This window comes from Aidingimonas lacisalsi (assembly GCF_008079445.1).
GTDB classification, from domain to species: Bacteria; Pseudomonadota; Gammaproteobacteria; order Pseudomonadales; family Halomonadaceae; genus Aidingimonas; species Aidingimonas lacisalsi.
The window spans coordinates 121,190-140,548 of the sequence record NZ_VRYH01000002.1; the positions used below are offsets into that span (position 1 = coordinate 121,190).

Annotated in this window: 15 protein-coding genes; 9 read left to right on the forward strand and 6 right to left on the reverse strand. The window is 58.8% G+C overall.

The window, feature by feature from the left end; all coding sequences use genetic code 11:
- Positions 1-6: 6 nt before the first annotated feature.
- On the reverse strand, positions 7-1,128 hold the full coding sequence (locus tag FVV99_RS03810) for an alkene reductase (protein ID WP_148252721.1): 1,122 nt from the start codon (positions 1,126-1,128) through the stop codon (positions 7-9).
- A 177-nt stretch (positions 1,129-1,305) separates the two neighbouring features.
- On the opposite strand from FVV99_RS03810, the gene FVV99_RS03815 reads away from it, so the two are divergent.
- From FVV99_RS03815 to FVV99_RS03825, 3 genes are all read left to right on the forward strand, one after another.
- On the forward strand, positions 1,306-2,268 hold the full coding sequence (locus tag FVV99_RS03815; protein ID WP_148252722.1) for a YihY/virulence factor BrkB family protein: 963 nt from the start codon (positions 1,306-1,308) through the stop codon (positions 2,266-2,268).
- Between the two features lie 65 nt (positions 2,269-2,333).
- A complete protein-coding gene (locus FVV99_RS03820) occupies positions 2,334-4,028 on the forward strand; it encodes a VRR-NUC domain-containing protein (RefSeq protein WP_148252723.1) in 1,695 nt (564 codons plus the stop codon).
- Complete coding sequence (locus FVV99_RS03825) at positions 4,025-6,460, forward strand: ATP-dependent DNA helicase (protein ID WP_148252724.1); 2,436 nt, start codon at positions 4,025-4,027, stop codon at positions 6,458-6,460. The genes FVV99_RS03820 and FVV99_RS03825 overlap by 4 nt, the downstream gene beginning before the upstream one ends.
- Here the strand turns inward: FVV99_RS03825 and FVV99_RS03830 are convergent.
- On the reverse strand, positions 6,424-8,256 hold the full coding sequence (locus FVV99_RS03830; RefSeq protein WP_148252725.1) for a monovalent cation:proton antiporter-2 (CPA2) family protein: 1,833 nt from the start codon (positions 8,254-8,256) through the stop codon (positions 6,424-6,426). The two genes, FVV99_RS03825 and FVV99_RS03830, sit on opposite strands and share 37 nt — an antisense overlap.
- Before the next feature lie 1,160 nt (positions 8,257-9,416).
- Between FVV99_RS03830 and FVV99_RS03835 the strand changes: the two genes are divergently transcribed.
- Positions 9,417-10,130, forward strand: a complete 714-nt coding sequence (locus FVV99_RS03835; protein ID WP_148252726.1) for a winged helix-turn-helix domain-containing protein — start codon at positions 9,417-9,419, stop codon at positions 10,128-10,130.
- Positions 10,130-11,770 (forward strand): ATP-binding protein, encoded by a 1,641-nt coding sequence (locus tag FVV99_RS03840; protein ID WP_148252727.1) that lies wholly within the window; start codon positions 10,130-10,132, stop codon positions 11,768-11,770. The genes FVV99_RS03835 and FVV99_RS03840 overlap by 1 nt, the downstream gene beginning before the upstream one ends.
- A gap of 14 nt (positions 11,771-11,784) precedes the next feature.
- On the opposite strand, the gene FVV99_RS03845 is transcribed toward FVV99_RS03840, so the two are convergent.
- Positions 11,785-12,699: a LysR family transcriptional regulator gene (locus FVV99_RS03845; RefSeq protein WP_148252728.1), complete on the reverse strand. Its 915-nt coding sequence runs from the start codon at positions 12,697-12,699 to the stop codon at positions 11,785-11,787.
- Between the two features lie 135 nt (positions 12,700-12,834).
- Here FVV99_RS03845 and metE point away from each other — a divergent pair, with 135 nt between their 5' ends.
- Together metE and FVV99_RS03855 are read left to right on the forward strand one after the other, a co-directional pair.
- On the forward strand, positions 12,835-15,120 hold the full coding sequence (gene metE / locus FVV99_RS03850) for a 5-methyltetrahydropteroyltriglutamate--homocysteine S-methyltransferase (RefSeq protein ID WP_148252729.1): 2,286 nt from the start codon (positions 12,835-12,837) through the stop codon (positions 15,118-15,120).
- A gap of 114 nt (positions 15,121-15,234) precedes the next feature.
- Positions 15,235-16,017 carry an MliC family protein gene (locus FVV99_RS03855; protein ID WP_148252730.1) on the forward strand — a complete coding sequence of 261 codons (783 nt, stop codon included), beginning with the start codon at positions 15,235-15,237 and terminating at the stop codon, positions 16,015-16,017.
- Positions 16,018-16,022: 5 nt separating this feature from the next.
- Here the strand turns inward: FVV99_RS03855 and FVV99_RS03860 are convergent, their stop codons facing one another.
- Positions 16,023-17,087, reverse strand: coding sequence for a metal-dependent hydrolase (locus FVV99_RS03860; RefSeq protein WP_148252731.1), 1,065 nt, complete (start codon positions 17,085-17,087; stop codon positions 16,023-16,025).
- Positions 17,088-17,168: 81 nt separating this feature from the next.
- Positions 17,169-17,705, reverse strand: a complete 537-nt coding sequence (locus tag FVV99_RS03865; RefSeq protein ID WP_148252732.1) for a DNA-3-methyladenine glycosylase I — start codon at positions 17,703-17,705, stop codon at positions 17,169-17,171.
- A 110-nt stretch (positions 17,706-17,815) separates the two neighbouring features.
- Between FVV99_RS03865 and FVV99_RS03870 the strand changes: the two genes are divergently transcribed.
- Entirely contained in the window at positions 17,816-18,256 is a 441-nt protein-coding gene (locus FVV99_RS03870) for a VOC family protein (protein WP_148252733.1), read from the forward strand.
- 57 nt (positions 18,257-18,313) lie between these two features.
- Here the strand turns inward: FVV99_RS03870 and FVV99_RS03875 are convergent, their stop codons facing one another.
- Entirely contained in the window at positions 18,314-18,718 is a 405-nt protein-coding gene (locus FVV99_RS03875) for a DoxX family protein (RefSeq protein WP_148252734.1), read from the reverse strand.
- A gap of 148 nt (positions 18,719-18,866) precedes the next feature.
- Here FVV99_RS03875 and FVV99_RS03880 point away from each other — a divergent pair, with 148 nt between their 5' ends.
- Positions 18,867-19,328 carry an META domain-containing protein gene (locus FVV99_RS03880; protein WP_148252735.1) on the forward strand — a complete coding sequence of 154 codons (462 nt, stop codon included), beginning with the start codon at positions 18,867-18,869 and terminating at the stop codon, positions 19,326-19,328.
- Positions 19,329-19,359 lie beyond the last annotated feature (31 nt).

A 19,359-nucleotide genomic window follows, 5' to 3' on the forward strand; every position in this document is an offset into this window, starting at 1 on the left:
TTCGGCTCAGGCGGACACTTCTCGCTCCTCCAGGAACGGGTAATCCGTATAGCCGTTGGCGTCACCGCCGTAGAAAGTGCTTTCGTCCCACTCGTTGAGCGAGGCCCCGCGGCGGAAACGCTCCGGCAGATCGGGGTTGGCAATGAACGGCCGGCCGAACGAGGCCAGGTCGGCCAGTCCTCTGCCAATCCGTTCACGGGCTTCGTCGGCCGAATAACGACCGTTGCCGATGTAGGCGCGACGAAAGGACGAACGCAGGGCATCGATGATCTCTTCGTGGCGGCCATTGGCATGGTTACCCTGGAACGAGTCTTCAACCACCTCCAGAAAGGCGATGCCGCGTTCGTTCAGAGCGTTGGCGAAGGCGGAGAAGGTTTCCTTGGGATTGGCATCATCCATGTCGTTGAAACTGCCGGTCGGGCCGATTCGCACGCCGACACGCTCGGTTCCCCAGACGTCGATGACGGCGTCGATCACTTCCAGCGGCAGGCGCATGCGATTGTCCACCGAACCACCGTAGGCATCGGTTCGCCGGTTGCTGTGGGTGCGCAGGAACTGGTCGAGCAGATAGCCATTGGCACAGTGCACTTCGACACCATCGAAACCGGCCCGTTTGGCGTTTTCGGCACCGTGGCGGTACTGAGCGACGATGTCGGGCATCTCGTCGATCCCCAGGGCGCGCGGTTGCAGTACGTCGACCATGCCGGATTCGGCACTGATGAACGTCATGGCGCCTTCCGGTTTGATGGCCGATGGCGCGACGGGGGTCTCGCCGTTGGGTTGCAACTCCGGACGCGAGATGCGTCCGACATGCCAGAGTTGCAGATAGATTCGTCCTCCGGCGGCGTGTACGGCCTCGGTGACTTGCTTCCAACCTTCGACTTGAGCCTCGGAATGGATCCCGGGGGTGAAGGCATACCCCTTGCCCTGGGGCGATACCTGGGTGGCCTCGGCGATGATCAGGCCGGCACCGGCGCGCTGGCGATAATACTCGGCATTCATGGCATTGGGGATATCACCCGGCTGACTGGCGCGGGAGCGGGTCAAGGGAGACATGATGACTCGGTTAGGCAGGGGCAGGTCGCCCAGCGTGAACGAATCGAACAGGATATCCGTGGCATCGGTCATGGAAAAGGACCTCCTAGGCTAGCCAGTTGGCGATAACTATTCGCTGACTAATGAGTGATGCCTGGATATTAGACCGGTCGTCTAGTTCTGTCAAAATAGAATAGTGCGTGCTGATGATGGGCATCAACGGAACATCAATGTCATGATGAACTCAATGGGATCCAGCGAGATGCCGACATGAATGATGATGCTCACCAAGGCCATGGTCGCGACGCATCCCTGCCAAGCGAGATTCCGCGCGCTGGCTGGAAGGACATTCTGTGGCGCATGCGTCACGATCTGGCAGACGACGACATCACATTGCTGGCGGCCGGCGTAGCCTTCTATGCCTTGTTGGCACTCTTCCCTGCGATTGCTGCTGTCATCGCGTTGTGGGCTCTGGCTTTCGATCCTGAACAGATGGCCGGGCATATCGGTGAGCTCGTCCGTTTCATTCCGCCGGGAGCGGCTTCGATCATTCGCCAACAAGCCGAAGACGTCGGTAGCAATACCGATGCCGGCCTGAGTGCAACAGCGCTGCTGAGCCTTCTGATCGCGGTGTTCATCGCTTCCAAGGGCATCCGGGGGCTGATTCGAGGGCTGAATGTCGTTTACGGTGAGTCGGAGAGGCGCGGTTTCGTGAAGCGCACCATGACGGTGGCTGCCTTGACGTTCGGTTTGCTGGTCATGACGTTGGTCACCATTGCGTTCATCACGCTCTTTCCCTTGATGATTCGGTATCTCGGACTCTCGCGCCCGTGGGTCACCGTGATTGGCTGGATACGCTGGCCGGTGCTGTTGGTGGTGATGATGCTGACAACGGCCATCCTGTATCGCTTCGCCCCCTATCGTCGCTCGCCCCGTTGGGAATGGCTGGGTATCGGTACGATATTGGCAACCCTGCTATGGGTGTTGGGGTCGCTTGGTTTATCGGTGTATGTACGTCACTTTCCAGTTTTCAACCAGGTATACGGCTCGTTAGGTGCCGTGGTCGGTTTGCTGCTGTGGTTCTGGCTGTCGGCCTTCATGGTGTTGTTGGGTGGCAAACTCAACGCTACGGTCGAGCATCAGACACGGCAGGACACCACGGCTGGCAAGTCACGACCAATGGGCAGCAGGGGCGCGTACGTGGCCGATACCCTGGGAGATGAGCGTCCCTGACATCTCGTGTTATGGCGCTGGGGGTGGCATTGTGGCGTCGGCAGCGGCACTGCTATCATGGATAAATGAACAGTACGTCGCGTAGCATCCCGGTCACGGCGCCGCTGGATGATCCCTTCTATTATCTGCGCAATTTCCAGTTCGTGCTCGAATGGGTCACCGAGCGTTACGATGACCTGCTGAGCGATGACGAGGAAGCGCTCATCGAGACATTCCATGGGCTACCTCGCATGTCGCAGGCCTTGATGGTGCGTATGGTCATGCGCAAGGGGTGCTATTTCAGAACCTCCAAACTGCGCTATGCAGAGATAGGTGATCCCTGCGAGAGCCTTTTCCCACTCGCTGAGGCGGGGTTGGTCGTTGTCGATCCGGAATTGACCGTCGACACGCTTTTGCCGCTCATGACATTGACCGAATTGCGCCGGGCTCTGGCCAGCTATATTAGCGAAACTGGATTATCTGTCCACGCATCCAAGCGTGACTTGTCGGCCGGCCTGCAGGCAGTGTCATGCGAGACTCGGCGATGGTCGAGCTGGTGGCCACAAGCACCGGATGCGGTCGTCATGCTGTGCAACGAGGCGTTGTTCGAGCGCTTGCGTCTGATGTTTTTCGGCAATCTTCGTCAGCATTGGTCGGAATTCGTGCTGACTGAGCTGGGTATACAGCGTTTTGAAACAGTGGCTTTGCCCGATGAGTCACGTGCGTTTCAAGAGCGAGCCGATATCGACCTCTACCGCGAACTCCACGACTTGCGTGAGCGGCTCGATGCTGGTGAAGGGCCCGCTGAGTTGTTTGCATCGCTGCCGGTCGGCCCTTTTGCCAATGCGTGGCTGGAATCCCGGCGCTCTCGCCTGGCATTCCAGATTGCTCGTGAAGCCGAACGTCAGGGGGACACGACAACGGCGATGGCCATTTACCCGCGCTGCCAGCATGTCGAAGCCAGGGTGCGTCAGTTGCGGCAACTGGAGCGCCGTGGGGAATGCGAAGTCGCCTATCGCATTGCGACTCGTGCCATGGAGTCACCACGCAATGAAGCGGAAATTCAGCATCTCGAACGGATCCTGCCGCGATTGTGTCGACGGCTTGGGATGGCATCTCCCCCGCAGTGTAGTCGTGTCGATGACACTACTGGGAAGCTTGAGTCTTTCGCGTTGCGCCTACCGGCAACAGATGGCGTGGAACTGGCCGTCCGAGATCGGCTGGCCCGTGACGAGGCGCCTGTCTATTACGTCGAGAATACGCTGTTGACCGGTGTGTTCGGCTTGCTCTGCTGGGAGGCGATATTTGCCCCCTTGCCCGGGGCCTTTTTCCACCCTTTCCATGTCGGCCCAGCGGACCTGTATCGCGAGGACTTCGTGACGCGACGCCAAGCGCTATTCTCGAACTGCCTATCGATGCTGGACAGCGGTGAATACCGCCAGCGGGTTCGCGATACCTATCGGGAAAAGTGGGGACGCGCATCACCCTTCGTACATTGGGAATCGATTAGCGAGACTTTACTGGAGCAGGCGCTGGCCTGTGTGCCTGCCAATCACCTGAAATACTGTTTCGAGCGCATGCTCATCGATCTTAAGGCCAATCGTGCCGGATTGCCGGATCTCATTCAGTTATGGCCTCGGCAACGACGTTATCGATGGATCGAGGTGAAGGGGCCGGGCGATCGGCTGCAGGACAATCAGCGCCGCTGGTTAGCCTTCTTTCAACAACATGACATACCGGCAACGGTGTGCCATGTCACCTGGGAAGCGGATTCTGGATGACGGTGTCGGGATTGCATGGTGTCCTCCGTGATGACGGAGTCGAGGGGCTGACATACCGGGTGACTGTGCGGTCCTTGTGTGAGTTCACGGCCAAGGCGGGCAATCTGGACCATCGTTTTACGCCATCGCCGAGTGCACAGCAGGGGATCGCCGGTCATGCTAGGGTGGCTGCTCGTCGCGGTGAGCCGTATGAAGCTGAATTGTCTCTGAGCGGTGACTATGTGCCTGCCGCTGCGTACGGGGATGAACTGGGGCACCTGGTCGTCACCGGGCGCGCGGATGGCTATGACCCGGATGCAAACCGGCTCGAGGAAGTGAAGACTTATCGCGGCCGATTGGATCGAATGCCGGACAACCAGCGTGCTTTGCACTGGGCCCAAGTCCGGATCTACGGGGCGCTGCTGTGCCGCGCCAGGGCACTGACGACGGTGAACCTGGCGCTGGTCTATCTGGAGCTGTCGACGGACCGCGAAACCGTATTGACCGAAACGTTGTCCGCCGAGTCACTCGAGTGTCTCTTCAGAGAGCAGTGTCACATCTTCCTGGCATGGGCCCGGCAGGAAGCTTGCCATCGACACAGGCGTGACGAGGTATTGTCAGCACTGCGTTTTCCTCATGCCTCGTTTCGTGCCGGTCAACGAACATTAGCGGAATCGACCTTCAAGGCGGCAAGTACAGGACGCTGTTTACTGGCCCAGGCGCCGACCGGTATCGGTAAGACAATGGGAACGCTGTTTCCTATGCTCATGGCGATGCCCCGCCGAGGCATCGATCGGCTGTTTTTCCTCAGCATGAAAACCTCAGGGCGAGCGCTGGCCCTAGCGGCGATGGAAAGCCTGCTGGGTGAGGCGAGTGCGAACGCATCGCCGCCTTGGCGCACATTGGAACTGATCGCCCGTGACAAAGCCTGTGAACACCCCGACAAGGCGTGCCATGGTGAATCCTGCCCGTTGGCCAGGGGGTTTTATGATCGGCTACCCCAGGCGCGTCAGGAAGCGGTATCACGAGTCGGTATCCTGGATCGTGAAGCGGTCAAGGATATAGCGCTGAGACACTCTGTCTGTCCCTATTACCTGAGTCAGGAACTGGCTCGCTGGTGTGACGTGGTGGTCGGAGACATCAATTATTATTTCGATACCAGCGCCATGCTTTACGCTCTGACCCAGACCAATGAATGGCGGGTGGCCGTTCTGGTGGATGAAGCCCACAATCTGGTATCACGAGGACAGGGCATGTATAGCGCCACTCTCGACCAGCGGCGCGTCAACGCGTTGTGGCGTACGGCACCACCGGCCTTGTCCCGTTCTCTGGCACGAGTGGCGCGGCAATGGGCTGCGTTGGTCAAGAGCGCGACGACGGAAGTGAGCGGCGAGGCATTCCCGGCGCCATCGGACGGCGAGTCATATCATGTATTGGCACACCCTCCCGAGGCGTTGCTGGGGGCATTGGGACAGGCCGCCGCCACGCTCAGCGATTACCTCGGGGAACATCCGGAAGCGGTGATGCCCGAGTGGCAATCATTCCTGTTCGATGTCCTGCACTTCATTCGCTTGGCCGAATCCTTCGATGACGGGCATTCCCAGTTCGACCTGACCCGATGGGCACGTGGTCGCTCGCGACTGTGTCTGCGCAATATGATTCCGGCGGATTTTCTGTCACCGCGACTGTCGCGTAGCCAGACGACGGTATTGTTCTCTGCCACGCTGAGTCCGGCTCGCTACTATCTCGACGTACTCGGATTACCGGCCAATACGGCCTGGGTCGAAGTGGAATCGCCATTCGACGCCTCACAGCTCGAAGTGTGCATTCGGCGGGATATTTCCACCCGTTATGCGGATCGTGATGCCTCGGTTGATCCTATCGTGGCGACACTGGCTGAGCAGTATCACCGCATGCCTGGTAACTATCTGGCATTCTTCAGTAGTTTCGCTTATCTGGAGAGTGTGGCGGCCCGTTTCGCTGCATGTCATGGTGAGATTCCCCATTGGCGGCAGTCACCGCACATGGACGAAGACGCACGCCGGGCCTTTCTGGCCCATTTTACGGTTCAGGGACGCGGGATTGGTTTCGCGGTACTCGGCGGTGCGTTCGCCGAAGGCGTGGATCTGGTCGGTGAGCGGTTGGTCGGTGCGTTCATCGCCACTCTGGGGTTGCCTCCCTGCAACTCGGTCAATGAAAGGCTCAAGTCATGTCTTCAGGCGCGTTTCGGCCACGGCGCAGACTACGCCTATCGTGTGCCGGGGCTCACCAAGGTCGTGCAAGCCGCCGGACGAGTCATTCGTGGTCCCGACGAACGTGGTGTCGTGATATTGATGGACGATCGGTTTTCCCGGTCCGATGTTCAGGCACTACTCCCCGGCTGGTGGAAACTGGCCGAGCGTGCTATGCCAGAAGCTCAGGCATCCTGGCGCCCGCTTGACGGTCGGGAATGAGCCGGCGTCGTGGTGGATACTTCTTCGTCGGCCTCGTAGAGCGTTTCCAACTCCTTGGCGGCTTCCTGCACCGTCTGAATCTGCTTTTTCTCATTGCCGAACACCTCGAGCTGACGCATGAGTGCTTGTTCGTCATGCGGGCGGAAGGTATCGATAGTGTGTTGGGCCTGATCGGACGCGATTCCCAGTTCGATGAGCACGTCTCGTGTCAATTCCAGGCTAGCGGGCAATAACTCCCTGACCAGATGAGTCACGCCGGCTCGCATGAGGAGTTGGGCATGATAGCGGTTGCGGGCTCTGGCATAGATCCGCAGATTGGGAAACTGGCGTTGGGCGCGCTCGACGATCCGCATGGATGGTTCGATGTCGCCTACGGCGACGACCATGACGCGAGCCTTGTCGGCGCCTGCTGCACGCAGTAGATCGATACGCGAAGCATCGCCGAAATAGACCTTGTTGCCATAACGCCGGACGAACTCGACGTGGTCGGCGTTGATATCGAGCACCGTATACGGAATCTTCAATCCCTGCAGGGCGCGACCCATGATCTGTCCGAAACGACCGAAGCCGGCGATGATGATCTGTGGCGACTCATCCTTGGGACTGTCATAACCTGGTTGGGGGCGAGCCTGGCGAAACAGGGGGCGAATCCAACGCGTATGGAGGAGGAAAAGCACTGGCGTCGCGGCCATGGAAAGCGAAACGACCAGGACCAGCAGGCTGACGAGATCCTCGGCCAATAACGCTGCGGCTCCGGCGGCGGTCAGCAGCACGAAGGCGAATTCGCCACCTTGCGATAGCAACATGCCTAGGGTCAGGGCATCGCGCCAACTGTTACCGAACAGGCGAGCGGCCAGTACCATGCTGGCGCCTTTGGCAAACAGCAGACTCAGAGTCAGGCCGAGTATGGTCAAGGGGGCGTTGGCAAGCAGTTCGATCTGAGCGGTCATGCCTACGGCCATGAAGAACAGTCCGAGCAACAGGCCGCGGAAGGGCTCGATATCGGCTTCGATGTTGTGGCGATACTCTGAGTCGGCCAAAAGCACACCGGCGATGAAAGCACCGAGTGCCATGGACAGCCCCGCCAACTCCATGACCAGTGCCGAACCGATCACCACCAGCAGGGTCGTCCCGGCAAAGACCTCACGACTCTGGGTACTGGCGGCCAGACGAAATAGCGGACGTAGCAGATAACGACCGCCGACGGTGAGACCGATAAAGGCACCAGTGGCGATTACCACTTCCTGCACGAGTGGCATCAGCCCATTGGCCATGAGTGAATCACTGGCCAGAATCGGGATCGCAGCGAGTGCGGGAATGGCGGCAAGGTCCTGGAAAAGCAGCAGGGCGAAGGCATTGCGACCGTGTCGTGTCTGTAGTTCCTTGCGTTCCCCCAGTAGGTGCAGAACCAACGGTGTCGAACACAATCCCAGGCTGAAACCGATTACCAGGGACGCGATCGGCGGGAGCCCCAATGCCCAGGCACCGCTGGTCAGCAGTACGGTGGTGATGGCAACCTGCAAGGAACCAAACCCGAAGACGGCTTTGCGCATGACTTTCAGTCGTGAGGGCTTGAGCTCCAGGCCGATGACGAAGAGCAGGAACACGATACCGACTTGGGAGAACTGCAGGACCGCTTCAGCGTCCGGCACCAGTGCCAGGGCCGAAGGGCCAATGACGACACCCGCTGCCAGGTAGCCCAGCACTTCGCCGAGTCCCAACCACTTGAACACCGGTACGATCAATACCGCCGCGGCAAGGAAGATCAGCACGTTGAGCAGCAGATCGATGGCCACGACACACTCCTTTACTCGTCGGTTGAACTCAAATCTCGAACGGAGGGGAAACAGAGTCTACCCCAAACCGCCCACAACTCGTATCCTCCAAGCAAAAGCCAAGCCAGAAGTGGATGAAGCGTACCGTTCTCGATAGGTGGAGAGGTGTGTCAGCCGCGGTTACCGTACCCTTGGCAAGACCGCGATACACTCAACATGACATATCGTCCCGATGGCATCTGCCCCAAGGGCGATTGGTAACGGACAGGCTGGCAGTGACCACACGAACGCTCTGCTACCCAAGGCCCTGCCTCACCCTGATTGATGGGACGCCGTGATGGAGCGTCATGGAGGTGAGGTGGATGGGCTAGCCACTGATCGGGTCTAGCCATCTGGCGGCGATGCGGGTCGAAGGAGGAGTAGGGGGCAGTGAACGCCAGTCTTCAGGGTGGGGCGGGCATTAGGCCCGCGCCCATCGATGGCGACCGATGGATGATCATCGCGAGGGATCGCGATAATGCCCGGGAATCTTGAGTTTTTCCCCATTGGGAAGGTCACGAACGTGGGTTGGCACGTAGATGCGTTTGATAACGCTCTTCGGCTTGTTCATGGTCCGTTCTCCTTGTCGGCGACTCATGGCATTCAATCCCAGTCCAGAGCACCACTAGTCGGTGACTCCGTGGTGCGGGGTTCAAACATGCTCTGCTCATGGTGAAGGTGATGGATGTCAGCCATCTACAATAGCGAATTGTGCGCCCTTGCAAACCGTTCTTGCAAGCTGATCCATCTCTGAGGCAGGTGACGGTTGCATTCGGTCAAGCCGGCCAGTTGCCCGTCGAGTCGCGTTCGTGCTGAAGTTTGGCTTTGTTTCGCTCCTCAGGTCGAGGGCGGAGAGCCTGCTCGTGAGGGTTCATTGGATGACGCGGCGATTCCTGCCGTGTTCGGGCTGGATATGAAGATAAGCTAGTGTGGCAAATGTCTTCGTATCTGGACGTTGCCTATCGGCACGTTTCTGTGATTTTCGGTATCTTCAGGTATCATTCACTAACATGATGAAGATATTGGATGTGTCGTAATCTATGTCATGTTACCGAACATTTACCGTGGCATCGGTCGGTCAGCAGACCATGCGCCGGGTCGATGTCGACCATTGATGCAACATTAGGAATGGACACAAAGGGATGGATGAGAGCTTGGGTAGCAATGACCAAGATCATGTGCTGATCATCGAAGATGACGAGCGCCTGGCGAGCCTGACGAAGGATTACCTGGAATCGAACGACTTCAAGGTGACGGTCGAGTCTGATGGTGCCCGCGGTGTCGAGCGTATCGTCGAACTGCAGCCTAGCCTGGTGATCCTCGACCTGATGCTGCCTGGTGAGGATGGACTGTCGATTTGCCGTCGTGCCAGGCCCGATTATGCGGGTCCGATTTTGATGCTGACAGCGCGCACCGATGACATGGACCAGGTGCTAGGCTTGGAAATGGGCGCCGATGACTACGTTCCCAAGCCGGTACAACCCCGGGTCTTGCTGGCCAGGATGCGTGCGCTGATGCGGCGCAGCGATCCGGGTGACGCTGGTAGTGACATCCGGTTGACCTTCGATAATCTGGTGATCGATAGCGCGACGCGTGAGGCCTGGCTGGAGAACGAACGTATCGATTTGACCAGCGCCGAATTCGATCTGTTGTGGTTGCTGGCGAGTCATGCCGGGCGGGTGCTGACTCGGGAGGAGATATTCTCGCAATTGCGTGGCATCAAGTACGATGGACAGGATCGGTCCATCGATGTGCGTGTTTCCCGTATCCGGCCCAAGATTGGTGATGATCCCAATCAGCCGCACCGGATCAAGACGGTACGCAGCAAAGGCTATCTGTTCGTCAAGGACGCTTGATGGACGCCATTCGAGGCCTGTTTCGTCGTCTGTTTGCCGAAAGCACATTCTTGCGCGTTTATGTGCTGATGGCACTGGCATTGTTGTTGACATTGGTACTGGTACTGGCTGGCTATACGCTGGTCGATCAAGTGCGCCGTGAACACTATCGTGAACAGTTGGCGGATCCGCCCATGACGATGTTGGTCCAGCAGGTGGTGACAGTGCCTGCCGAAGAGCGTCGGCAATGGTTGAGCGAACAGTCCGAACGACTGGATATCGGCCTTGATGTGTCATCGGCCGATGCCTTGTCGCTCGGTTATTTCGAGCGTGAGCGGTTGAAAAAAGGGCAGGTGCTGGTCAATACCGATGCGCCTCAAGGGTGGCGGCTGCACAAGCGTATGCCAGATGATGACGGGATTCTCGTTGCATCACTGAACAGCTTGAACGAGCAGCAATTGCGTGAGTTGGCGGAGATGCTCGGTGAGTGGCTTGGGACTGATGATGACACGACGCGTCGCGACCGAGTGAGCGAGCTCTCTCGCTCCAGCATTGACATCGACTTGGGTGAACAGCCGCCGAACGACATCGACGAACGTCAACTGATGCGGCTGCAAGAAGGGGATGTCATCATCCGCCTGCATCCGGAGCGTCGAGGTCTCTCGCTGTATGCCTACCTGCCCAGTGAAACTGCCTCGCTGCAATGGTTGCGTATCGGCCCTATCGACGCCTTCGAGCCCATGCCGCTGTCCTTGCTCGTGATGCTGTTGCTGGTCATGCTCGCGGTGCTGGCAGGTACCATCTATCTGATCATACGTGGTGTCGAGGCTCGTATGGCGCGCCTGGAGTTGGCGGCGACACGAATAGCGGGAGGCCATCTGGATACGCGCGTCAAGGTCGAAAGCGGTGACTTCCTGGGGCGGCTTGGTATGGCCTTCAATGGGATGGCGTCGCAAGTGCAGTCACTACTCCGAGCTCAGCAGGAAATGATCCGTGCCGTGTCTCATGAGCTGCGTACGCCAGTGGCGCGTATCCGCTTTGCGGTTCAGATGGTGGAAGATATGACCGGGGACACCTCGGTACAACGTCAACTCAAGGGCATCGACAGCGATATCGATGAGCTCGATGGCTTGATTGACGAGATCCTTACGTATGCTCGTCTGGGCAGTGATCAGGCACACGGCATCGTGCTCGATACCGAGCCCTTGGAATGCCGGGCCATGGCCGAACGGGTCGTGGATGCACTGGCTGGCTTGCACGCTCATCTGACCTTGAGTATCGCTGGGGACAGCGATGTGGAAGCGGTTGCCGAGCCACGCTACCTGCAACGGGCGCTGCAGAACCTGGTGGCCAACGCGTGCCGTCATGCCCGCTCACAGGTGGTGATCCGGTTGTATGGCGATCAACGAGCGATACGGCTGGATGTGGAGGATGATGGCCCCGGGGTGCCGGAGGGTGATCGGTTGGAAGTCTTCAAGCCCTTTGCCCGGCTCGATGATAGCCGCACTCGTCGCTCCGGCGGTTATGGGCTGGGACTCTCGATCGTACACAAGATCATGGCTTGGCATGGGGGAAGCGTATTGGTCGACGATAGTCCGGAACTGGGAGGCGCGCGGTTCAGCCTGCTGCTTCCCGTCCATGCTCAGACCTCGTCTGCCTGATCGGGGCCATGGTTTCATGCGGGTTTGATACCTTCCAGAACGGCAAACGAGGTTTCCCGGGCCGTGCGCAGGAAATCATCCATCCAGGGGAGATCCCGGCTCTCCTCGCGGATCGCGGCGAACAGAGTGTTCCACATACCCTCTTCACCGAGTGCCACGGCACGTACGTAATCGCGTTCCAGGTACTCTGTCAACGCCCAATTGGGTAGTGCACAGACACCACGCCCGCTGGCGACGAGCTGCATCATCATGAGCGTGAGTTCCGCCGTACGAATTTCCCTGGGGCGAACCCCGGCGGGATCGAGAAACTGGCTGAAGACATCCAGTCGTGAGTGTTCCACGGGATAGGTGATCAGGGTCTCGTCAGCCAGATCCCTGGGTGTGACATAGGCCGCGTTTGCCAATGTGTGTTGCTTGGCAATGGCCAGCAAGCCTTCATAACGAAACAGTGGTTCGTAGTGTACGCCCGCAATCGGCTGTGGATCGGCGGTGATCACCAGATCGAGCTGCTCGCGTCCCAAGGCCGGGAGTGGATCGAAATGATGACCGCTGGGAATGTCGACTTCCACTTCGGGCCAGTGATTGCGGAAGTCGTCTATGGTTGGCATTAACCACTGAAAGCAACTGTGGCATTCGATGGCCATGTGCAGACGCCCCTGCTCGTTGCCGGCCAGACGCGCCAAGTCACGTTCCGCCAAGCGGACTTGAGGCAGAATCTGTTCGGCGAGTGCCAGCAACCGCTGGCCGGCACGAGTGAACTCCACCGGCCGTGTCTTGCGCAGAAATAGCGGGTTGCCCAAACGATCCTCGAGGTCCTTGAGCTGATGTGACAGCGCCGATTGGGTCAGGTGGACGCGTTCGGCGGCCTCGACCAGCGAGCCGGCATCTCTGAGGGCGATCAGGGTGCGTAGGTGGCGTAACTCGAGCATATTTTATGAGTTTTTTTCACGTTGATAATTAGAAAGTTTAGTTTGATTCATTTTTTCCGACCAGCGAAACTCAATTGATGATGTGGGGTGGCTTCATAGCCCCATTGTATCCGTTCATCATGCAAAGGAATAATCATGACCTTGGCCCATACACTCGGATATCCGCGTATTGGTGCGAATCGCGAACTCAAGAAGGCCACTGAAGCCTACTGGAAAGGCGATATCGATCGTAAGGCGTTGGAAGCCACTGGTGCCGAGTTGCGCGCACGTCATTGGCAATCGCAGCGCGATGCCGGTCTCGATTGGGTGACGGTGGGCGATTTCGCTTTCTACGACCAGGTGCTGAACGTGTCCATGTTGCTGGGTGCCGTGCCCAAACGCTTCGCTAGTGGTGATGGCGAGGTCGATCTCGACACCAGTTTCCGCATGGCGCGTGGACGTGCCCCGACAGGACATCCCGCAGCAGCCTGCGAAATGACCAAATATTTCGATACCAACTATCACTACCTGGTCCCTGAACTGTATGCCGGTCAGTCGTTCCAGCTAACGTCGGAGCGATTGTTCGACGAGGTGGACGAAGCGATTGGTGCGGGACATCCGGTCAAGGTGTCCTTGTTGGGGCCGTTGACTTGGCTATGGCTGGGGAAAGCGAAGGACGAGGGGCTGGATCGTCTGTCGCTGCTCGACGCCATACTCCCGGTGTACGACGAAATCCTTGATCGCCTCTCCAGCCAGGGCGTGGACTGGGTGCAGCTCGATGAGCCGGCGTTGGTGCAGGATCTCTCGCAGGACTGGAAACAGGCCTTCGAATCGGCGTACAACCAGTTGCAGTCGGCACCGGTCAAGCGACTCCTGACTACCTATTTCGGTGGCCTCGGCGACAATCTGCAATTGGCCGTAGGTTTACCCGTTGATGGGCTGCACATCGACGCTGTACGTGATCCCGAACAGTTGCCGAGGGTGATCGACAACCTGTCGCCCTACAAGGTGCTGTCGGTGGGCGCTATCGATGGGCGTAACATCTGGCGTGCCGATCTGGCCGCGTTGCAGGACTCGCTCTCCGACGCGAAGTCTCGGCTGGGTGAACGCCTCTGGTTGGCTCCGAGTTGCTCGTTGCTACATGTGCCGGTCGATGTAGAAACGGAAGCCAAGCTCGATGGCGAACTGAAGAGCTGGCTATCCTTTGCCCGGCAGAAGCTCGATGAAGTGGTGACGCTGTCGCATTTACTCGATGGGCGTCAAACGGTCGAGGATGAGTCGCGTCTCGATGCGGCCATCAAGGCACTGGACGCACGTCGTTCGTCGGCCCGCATTCACAAGGTGGCGGTTACCGAGCGGATGAAGGCGATCTGTGACGCCGATGCCCAGCGTCCGGCTCCCTATGCCGAACGTGTCAAGGCGCAACGTCGTGTGCTGGATCTGCCGCTCTTTCCGACAACGACCATCGGCTCGTTTCCGCAGACCAACGAGATTCGAACGGCTCGCCGCGATTTCAAAACCGGCAAGCTTGGACAGACGGACTACGAAGAGCGCATGCGCGCAGAGATCGCGGATGCCGTATCCCGTCAGGAAAGACTGGGGTTGGACCTGCTTGTCCATGGCGAGGCCGAGCGCAACGACATGGTCGAGTATTTCGGTGAACTGCTCGAAGGTTTCGCCTTCACGCAGTATGGTTGGGTGCAGAGTTACGGTTCACGCTGCGTCAAGCCGCCGATCATATTTGGGGATGTGTCCCGCCCGACACCGATGACGGTGCGTTGGAGCGAGTTTGCGCAGGCCCAGACCAACAAGCCGATGAAAGGGATGCTGACGGGGCCGGTGACCATTCTGCAGTGGTCGTTCGTGCGCGATGACCAACTACGGGAGACCACCTGCAGGCAGGTCGCTCTGGCACTGCGTGATGAGGTGGCCGATCTGGAGGCGGCAGGCATCTCGGCGATTCAGATCGATGAGCCTGCGTTGCGAGAGGGGTTGCCGTTGCGCCAGGCTCAGTGGCCCTCGTATCTGGACTGGGCAGTGACCTGCTTTCGGTTGTCGGCCTCGGTAGCGCGCAATGAGACCCAGATCCACACGCACATGTGCTATTCAGAGTTCAACGATATCATTGCCTCGATTGCTGCTCTGGATGCCGATGTCATCACCATCGAGACGTCCCGTTCGGACATGGAACTGCTCGATGCCTTCCAGGACTTCCAGTATCCGAACGAGATCGGTCCAGGGGTCTATGATATCCATTCGCCGAACATTCCCGAGGTATCATGGATGGTGCAGTTGGTGGAGAAGGCCGCTGAGCGAATTCCTGCTGACCGTTTGTGGGTCAATCCTGACTGTGGCCTGAAGACCCGTGCCTGGGCGGAAGTCGAACCCGCGCTGGCCAATATGGTCGAGGCGGCGCTGGAGCTGCGCCGCCGCCATGCTTGACACCCGCTGGACGGGTGAGAATCCTTGTCGTGGAGTAGGCAGGTGCCGGGGCATAGACCCCGGCACCTGTTATTATAGGCCACGGACAGACCTTATCGTTTGCAAGGAGCTACTATGCTGCCACTACCTTCGAGTTCTTCATGCCGGACGCTGCTGTTGGCTTTGACGACCAGTTTAATGGTGGCAGGTTGTGCCACGTCACGTGAAGAACCGTCCTCGTCGTCGGACGTGGGGGTGCGCGACCTGGAACCATCGACGTCGGAAGAGCAGGCAGAGCCGAGCGTGACGCCGCAGGCCCCTCTGCTACCCTCAGCGTTCTTCCCGGGGGATGCTGATGAATTCGTGGCATGGCACTGTACGCCCGCTCAGGATCTGGTTTCGGCATTTCCCACCAATGAATTGCGTCTCTGGTCGGGACAAGGGATGTATCGGCTGGAACCGGCCGTGGTGGCCAGCGGGGCCCGCTACGCCAAAGAGGATCTTAGCTTCTGGAATAAAGGCGAAGAGGCGATAGTGGAAAGTGACAATGGCCGTCTCGACTGTGAAACGTCCATGAGCCGTGATGTCTTGACTCGCGAGGATCGCCCCGGCGTGATGTTTCATGGTCGTGGTAACGAGCCCGGCTGGACGGTACGCCTGGCCCACGATGTGCCTGAGGTCAGCATGGTACTCGACTATGGGGAACGTGAGTTGACACTCCCTTACCGAATTGAATCGCTGGATAACGAAGAAGGCCATGTCCACTTGTCCAGTGGCGTGAAGGATCAGCCCTTTGATCTATCCCTTCAGGCGCGAGCCTGCTTCGATGACATGAGCGGCCAACCTTTTCCGGTGCGGGTGATCTTGAAGATAGACGATCGGACCTATCGGGGTTGTGGTCAGGGCATCGCGCCTTGATGGAATCAACATGCCGCGGGACGCTCGACAATCCACTGGGGATCGACCAGATCAGTGGTGCATAGCGGGGGCTCCGGACTGAAGATACGTTGCCACAAGCGTGTCAGTGCCTGGCGGTCACGACGTGTCGGGGCATCGAGTTCCCGGCTATCGATGGCCTGCCAGACTCCATCACGGCGTTCCGCCAGTGCGAAGCTGAAGGGGTGAAACCCTGGGAAGCCCAGTCTCAGGTCGGTCGCGATGAGCGTCTCGTGACCCTCAATTTCACGCTGTTCGTAGCGCAGAAAGGGGCCAGCGAACCATGATAGTCGTGCACCTGCGTCGAAGGACAGGGCCTCATCTTCCAGTTCGGCACCGCGGGAGTAGGACTCCAGCAATGGCGACGTATCGCCATCGAGCAGCCCAACCAGGACTTCATGGTGCGCATCGTCGTCGATGATGGTGGCGCGCCACAACAGGGTGTTGAACGGCGTCGGTTGTACCAGACGCGGCGCCTGACCGAGCCCATGTTCGGCAAGCACCGGGGTGAGTCGTGATTCGACCACGCCCTTGGCAACCAGTGTAAAGGCGAGGTAGGCACAGGCAATAGCGACGCCCCAGGTCATGATTCGTTGAGGGTGGCCGCGGGCAAGGGCAATGAAGAGAGTCGCCAGCAGTGGCAGGCTGAACAAGGGGTCGATGATGAAAATCGTTGCCCAACTGGTTGGAGGCGTGTCGAGCGGCCACCAGATCTGGGTGCCATAGGTCGTGAACGCGTCAAGCAATGGATGGGTCAGGAGACACAGGCCGAAGAACAGAGCCCATTGCCGAAAGGAGACGTCACGCATTGGCGCGAATCGGGCGGCGGCGACGGCCAATAGTGTAGCCAGCCCTCCCAGCACGAACAGTGAATGACTGAAGCCGCGGTGATAGGTGTAATCGGCAACGGCGTCACCGTAGTCGATGACGACGTCGAGATCAGGCAGGGTCCCGAGCACGGCACCGATCAATACCGAGGAGCGTCCCAACCGACGACCGAGCACCATACCACCGAGTCCAGCGCCCAAGGCAGCCTGAGTCAGTGAATCCACGTGTTGATCTCCTCGTGCCGTACCGCTATGTACTGATCCAGAGTTCGTTCCTAACGCTGAGCCGGGCTCGGCCGTTGCCTATCATGGGCGAGCCCAAGGTGGATGGCAGGCTAGCACCTGAGCCTGAACCGGGCAGTCGTCGCGGTGGGCGCCGGGGAGATATCCCGTGCTCATCAGAAACTCATTGACGATTTCCGGCCCAGTGAATCGAAACGTGCTTTTGAATACCTTGACCCAGTCAGCCAGTGGCAGGGGATGCTGCTGGTCCAGCCAGTGCTGAAAACTACCGTAGTCGCTTTGTAACGTTTTCACGACATTGGCATTGTGAATGGCCGCATCGACCTTGCGTCGGTTACGGATGATGCGGGCATCGTTCAGAAGACGCTGGCGCGCTTCGTCCCCATAGCGGGCAACCTGAGCCACCTGGAACCCCTCGAAAGCGTCGTGGAAAGCATCACGCTTCTTCAGCACCGTGAGCCATGATAGGCCTGCTTGATTGATTTCCAGTATCAGACGCTCGAACAGGGTGTCGTCATCGTTTACCGGAAAGCCGTATTCATCATCATGGTAGGGGCCATGGTAGGGATGCCCGGGCGCCAGGTCGCAATAATCGGCCATCGTTGTGTCTCCCGTGTTGACAAATTCGCTTGAAATATCGAAACACGCCTTCATGACAGGCATCATGCCGTAGGAAACAGTGGACGGAAACCTCGTTTAAGGAGCCACTCATGCAATACTTGCACACCATGGTGCGCGTCAGCGATCTGGACGCGTCACTACACTTCTACTGCGACCTCCTCGGACTCGAGGAGGTCCGTCGCAAGGAAAGCGAGAAGGGCCGATTTACCCTGGTCTTCCTGGCGGCAACCGATGACCTGGAAAGCTCGCATGAACATAAGGCACCGGAATTGGAGCTGACCTGGAACTGGGATCCCGAAGAGTACACCGGTGGCCGGAATTTCGGCCATCTGGCCTATCGCGTCGAGGACATTTACGCGCTCTGTGAACATCTCCAAGCGAACGGCGTCACCATCAACCGGCCTCCCCGTGATGGTCATATGGCGTTCGTGAGGAGCCCCGATGGTATTTCCGTCGAATTGCTTCAGGCCGGAGAGCCACAGCCGCCGCAGGAGCCCTGGGCGTCCATGGAAAACACCGGCACCTGGTAACGGCCGTTCGACGAAGCCTGGCTGTCGACACACAACGCATTGTCGCTGGATCACGGATCAGTCTGGGCGGTAGGCCATTCGCCCGCTGCCCAGAAGCATGATGGTGATGGCGCCGAACAGGAACAGGCCTTGCAGCTCCAGGGCCCAGCCTCCGGTCGCTGAGCGTAGAAGCAGCTCGTCGGTGTGGGCCAACGATATGGCGACCACCATATTGCCTGCCATCAGCAGACCGGCTATCCGCGCTTGCCAGCCAATGATGGCCATCAGTGGCGCCAGTACCTCTCCGATCAGCACTCCGTACGCCAGTACTGTCGGTAAGCCGTGGGCAGCGAGCATCTGACTGATGCCATTGAGGCTTTCCGGGTTCATCAGTTTGGCGATGCCGTGTAGCAGCATCAGGCCGCCAATCGCCAGTCGCAGTATCAGTTTACCGAGAGCCTCGTTGTGTAGTGCCTTGAGCATGCCTCGCTCCTTGAGTCATCGATGGGAATCGGAACAGCCCGACATGGACATCGACGACATGTTACCACGTCTGGACGAGCAAGAAGGCTAGTCAAATGGGCAAGGGTCGCTTACGCTAGGCCGCATTATATGACTGGGAGGTGATGGAATGAGTCCGCGTGGGATGGTCATGGCGGCGATGTTGGCGGCACTGTTGGCGGGTTGTGCAAGCGCCCCCTCTCCGGCTCCCGAGCGAGAGCCATCGCCTCCGACGAGTGAGTCACGGGGCGAGCCTGTCGTGGGTCCACGTTGGCAACTGATACTGCTTGGCACGGATGAGCACTGGAGCGGTGACGAGCCGGCCTATATCGAGGTCGTCGACGAGGGCGGGCACTTTCAGCTAACGGGTAGTAATGGATGCAACCGCCTGAGGGGCGAGGTCGAACTGGATGACGGCAATCGTTTTCGCGTCAGCGATCTGGCATCGACCCGCCGAGCCTGCCCGAATACCGATCAGGCCGGACGTGTCGACGAGATGCTCGGCAGTGCGTACCGCTATCTGATCGATGGCGATCGGCTGGTCTTGTTCGGGCGTGATAGTCGGGTGCTGGGTGGTTTCGAGCGACGTTGACATTACCATGGAAACCACAGCCGGGAGTTGA

Coding starts and splice junctions, on each gene's coding strand:
- FVV99_RS03810 (WP_148252721.1), bottom strand. CDS start 1,128: ATGACCGATGCCACGGATATCCTGTTCGATTCGTTCACGCTGGGCGAC.
- FVV99_RS03815 (WP_148252722.1), top strand. CDS start 1,306: ATGAATGATGATGCTCACCAAGGCCATGGTCGCGACGCATCCCTGCCA.
- FVV99_RS03820 (WP_148252723.1), top strand. CDS start 2,334: ATGAACAGTACGTCGCGTAGCATCCCGGTCACGGCGCCGCTGGATGAT.
- FVV99_RS03825 (WP_148252724.1), top strand. CDS start 4,025: ATGACGGTGTCGGGATTGCATGGTGTCCTCCGTGATGACGGAGTCGAG.
- FVV99_RS03835 (WP_148252726.1), top strand. CDS start 9,417: ATGGATGAGAGCTTGGGTAGCAATGACCAAGATCATGTGCTGATCATC.
- FVV99_RS03840 (WP_148252727.1), top strand. CDS start 10,130: ATGGACGCCATTCGAGGCCTGTTTCGTCGTCTGTTTGCCGAAAGCACA.
- FVV99_RS03845 (WP_148252728.1), bottom strand. CDS start 12,699: ATGCTCGAGTTACGCCACCTACGCACCCTGATCGCCCTCAGAGATGCC.
- metE (WP_148252729.1), top strand. CDS start 12,835: ATGACCTTGGCCCATACACTCGGATATCCGCGTATTGGTGCGAATCGC.
- FVV99_RS03855 (WP_148252730.1), top strand. CDS start 15,235: ATGCTGCCACTACCTTCGAGTTCTTCATGCCGGACGCTGCTGTTGGCT.
- FVV99_RS03865 (WP_148252732.1), bottom strand. CDS start 17,705: ATGGCCGATTATTGCGACCTGGCGCCCGGGCATCCCTACCATGGCCCC.
- FVV99_RS03870 (WP_148252733.1), top strand. CDS start 17,816: ATGCAATACTTGCACACCATGGTGCGCGTCAGCGATCTGGACGCGTCA.
- FVV99_RS03875 (WP_148252734.1), bottom strand. CDS start 18,718: ATGCTCAAGGCACTACACAACGAGGCTCTCGGTAAACTGATACTGCGA.
- FVV99_RS03880 (WP_148252735.1), top strand. CDS start 18,867: ATGAGTCCGCGTGGGATGGTCATGGCGGCGATGTTGGCGGCACTGTTG.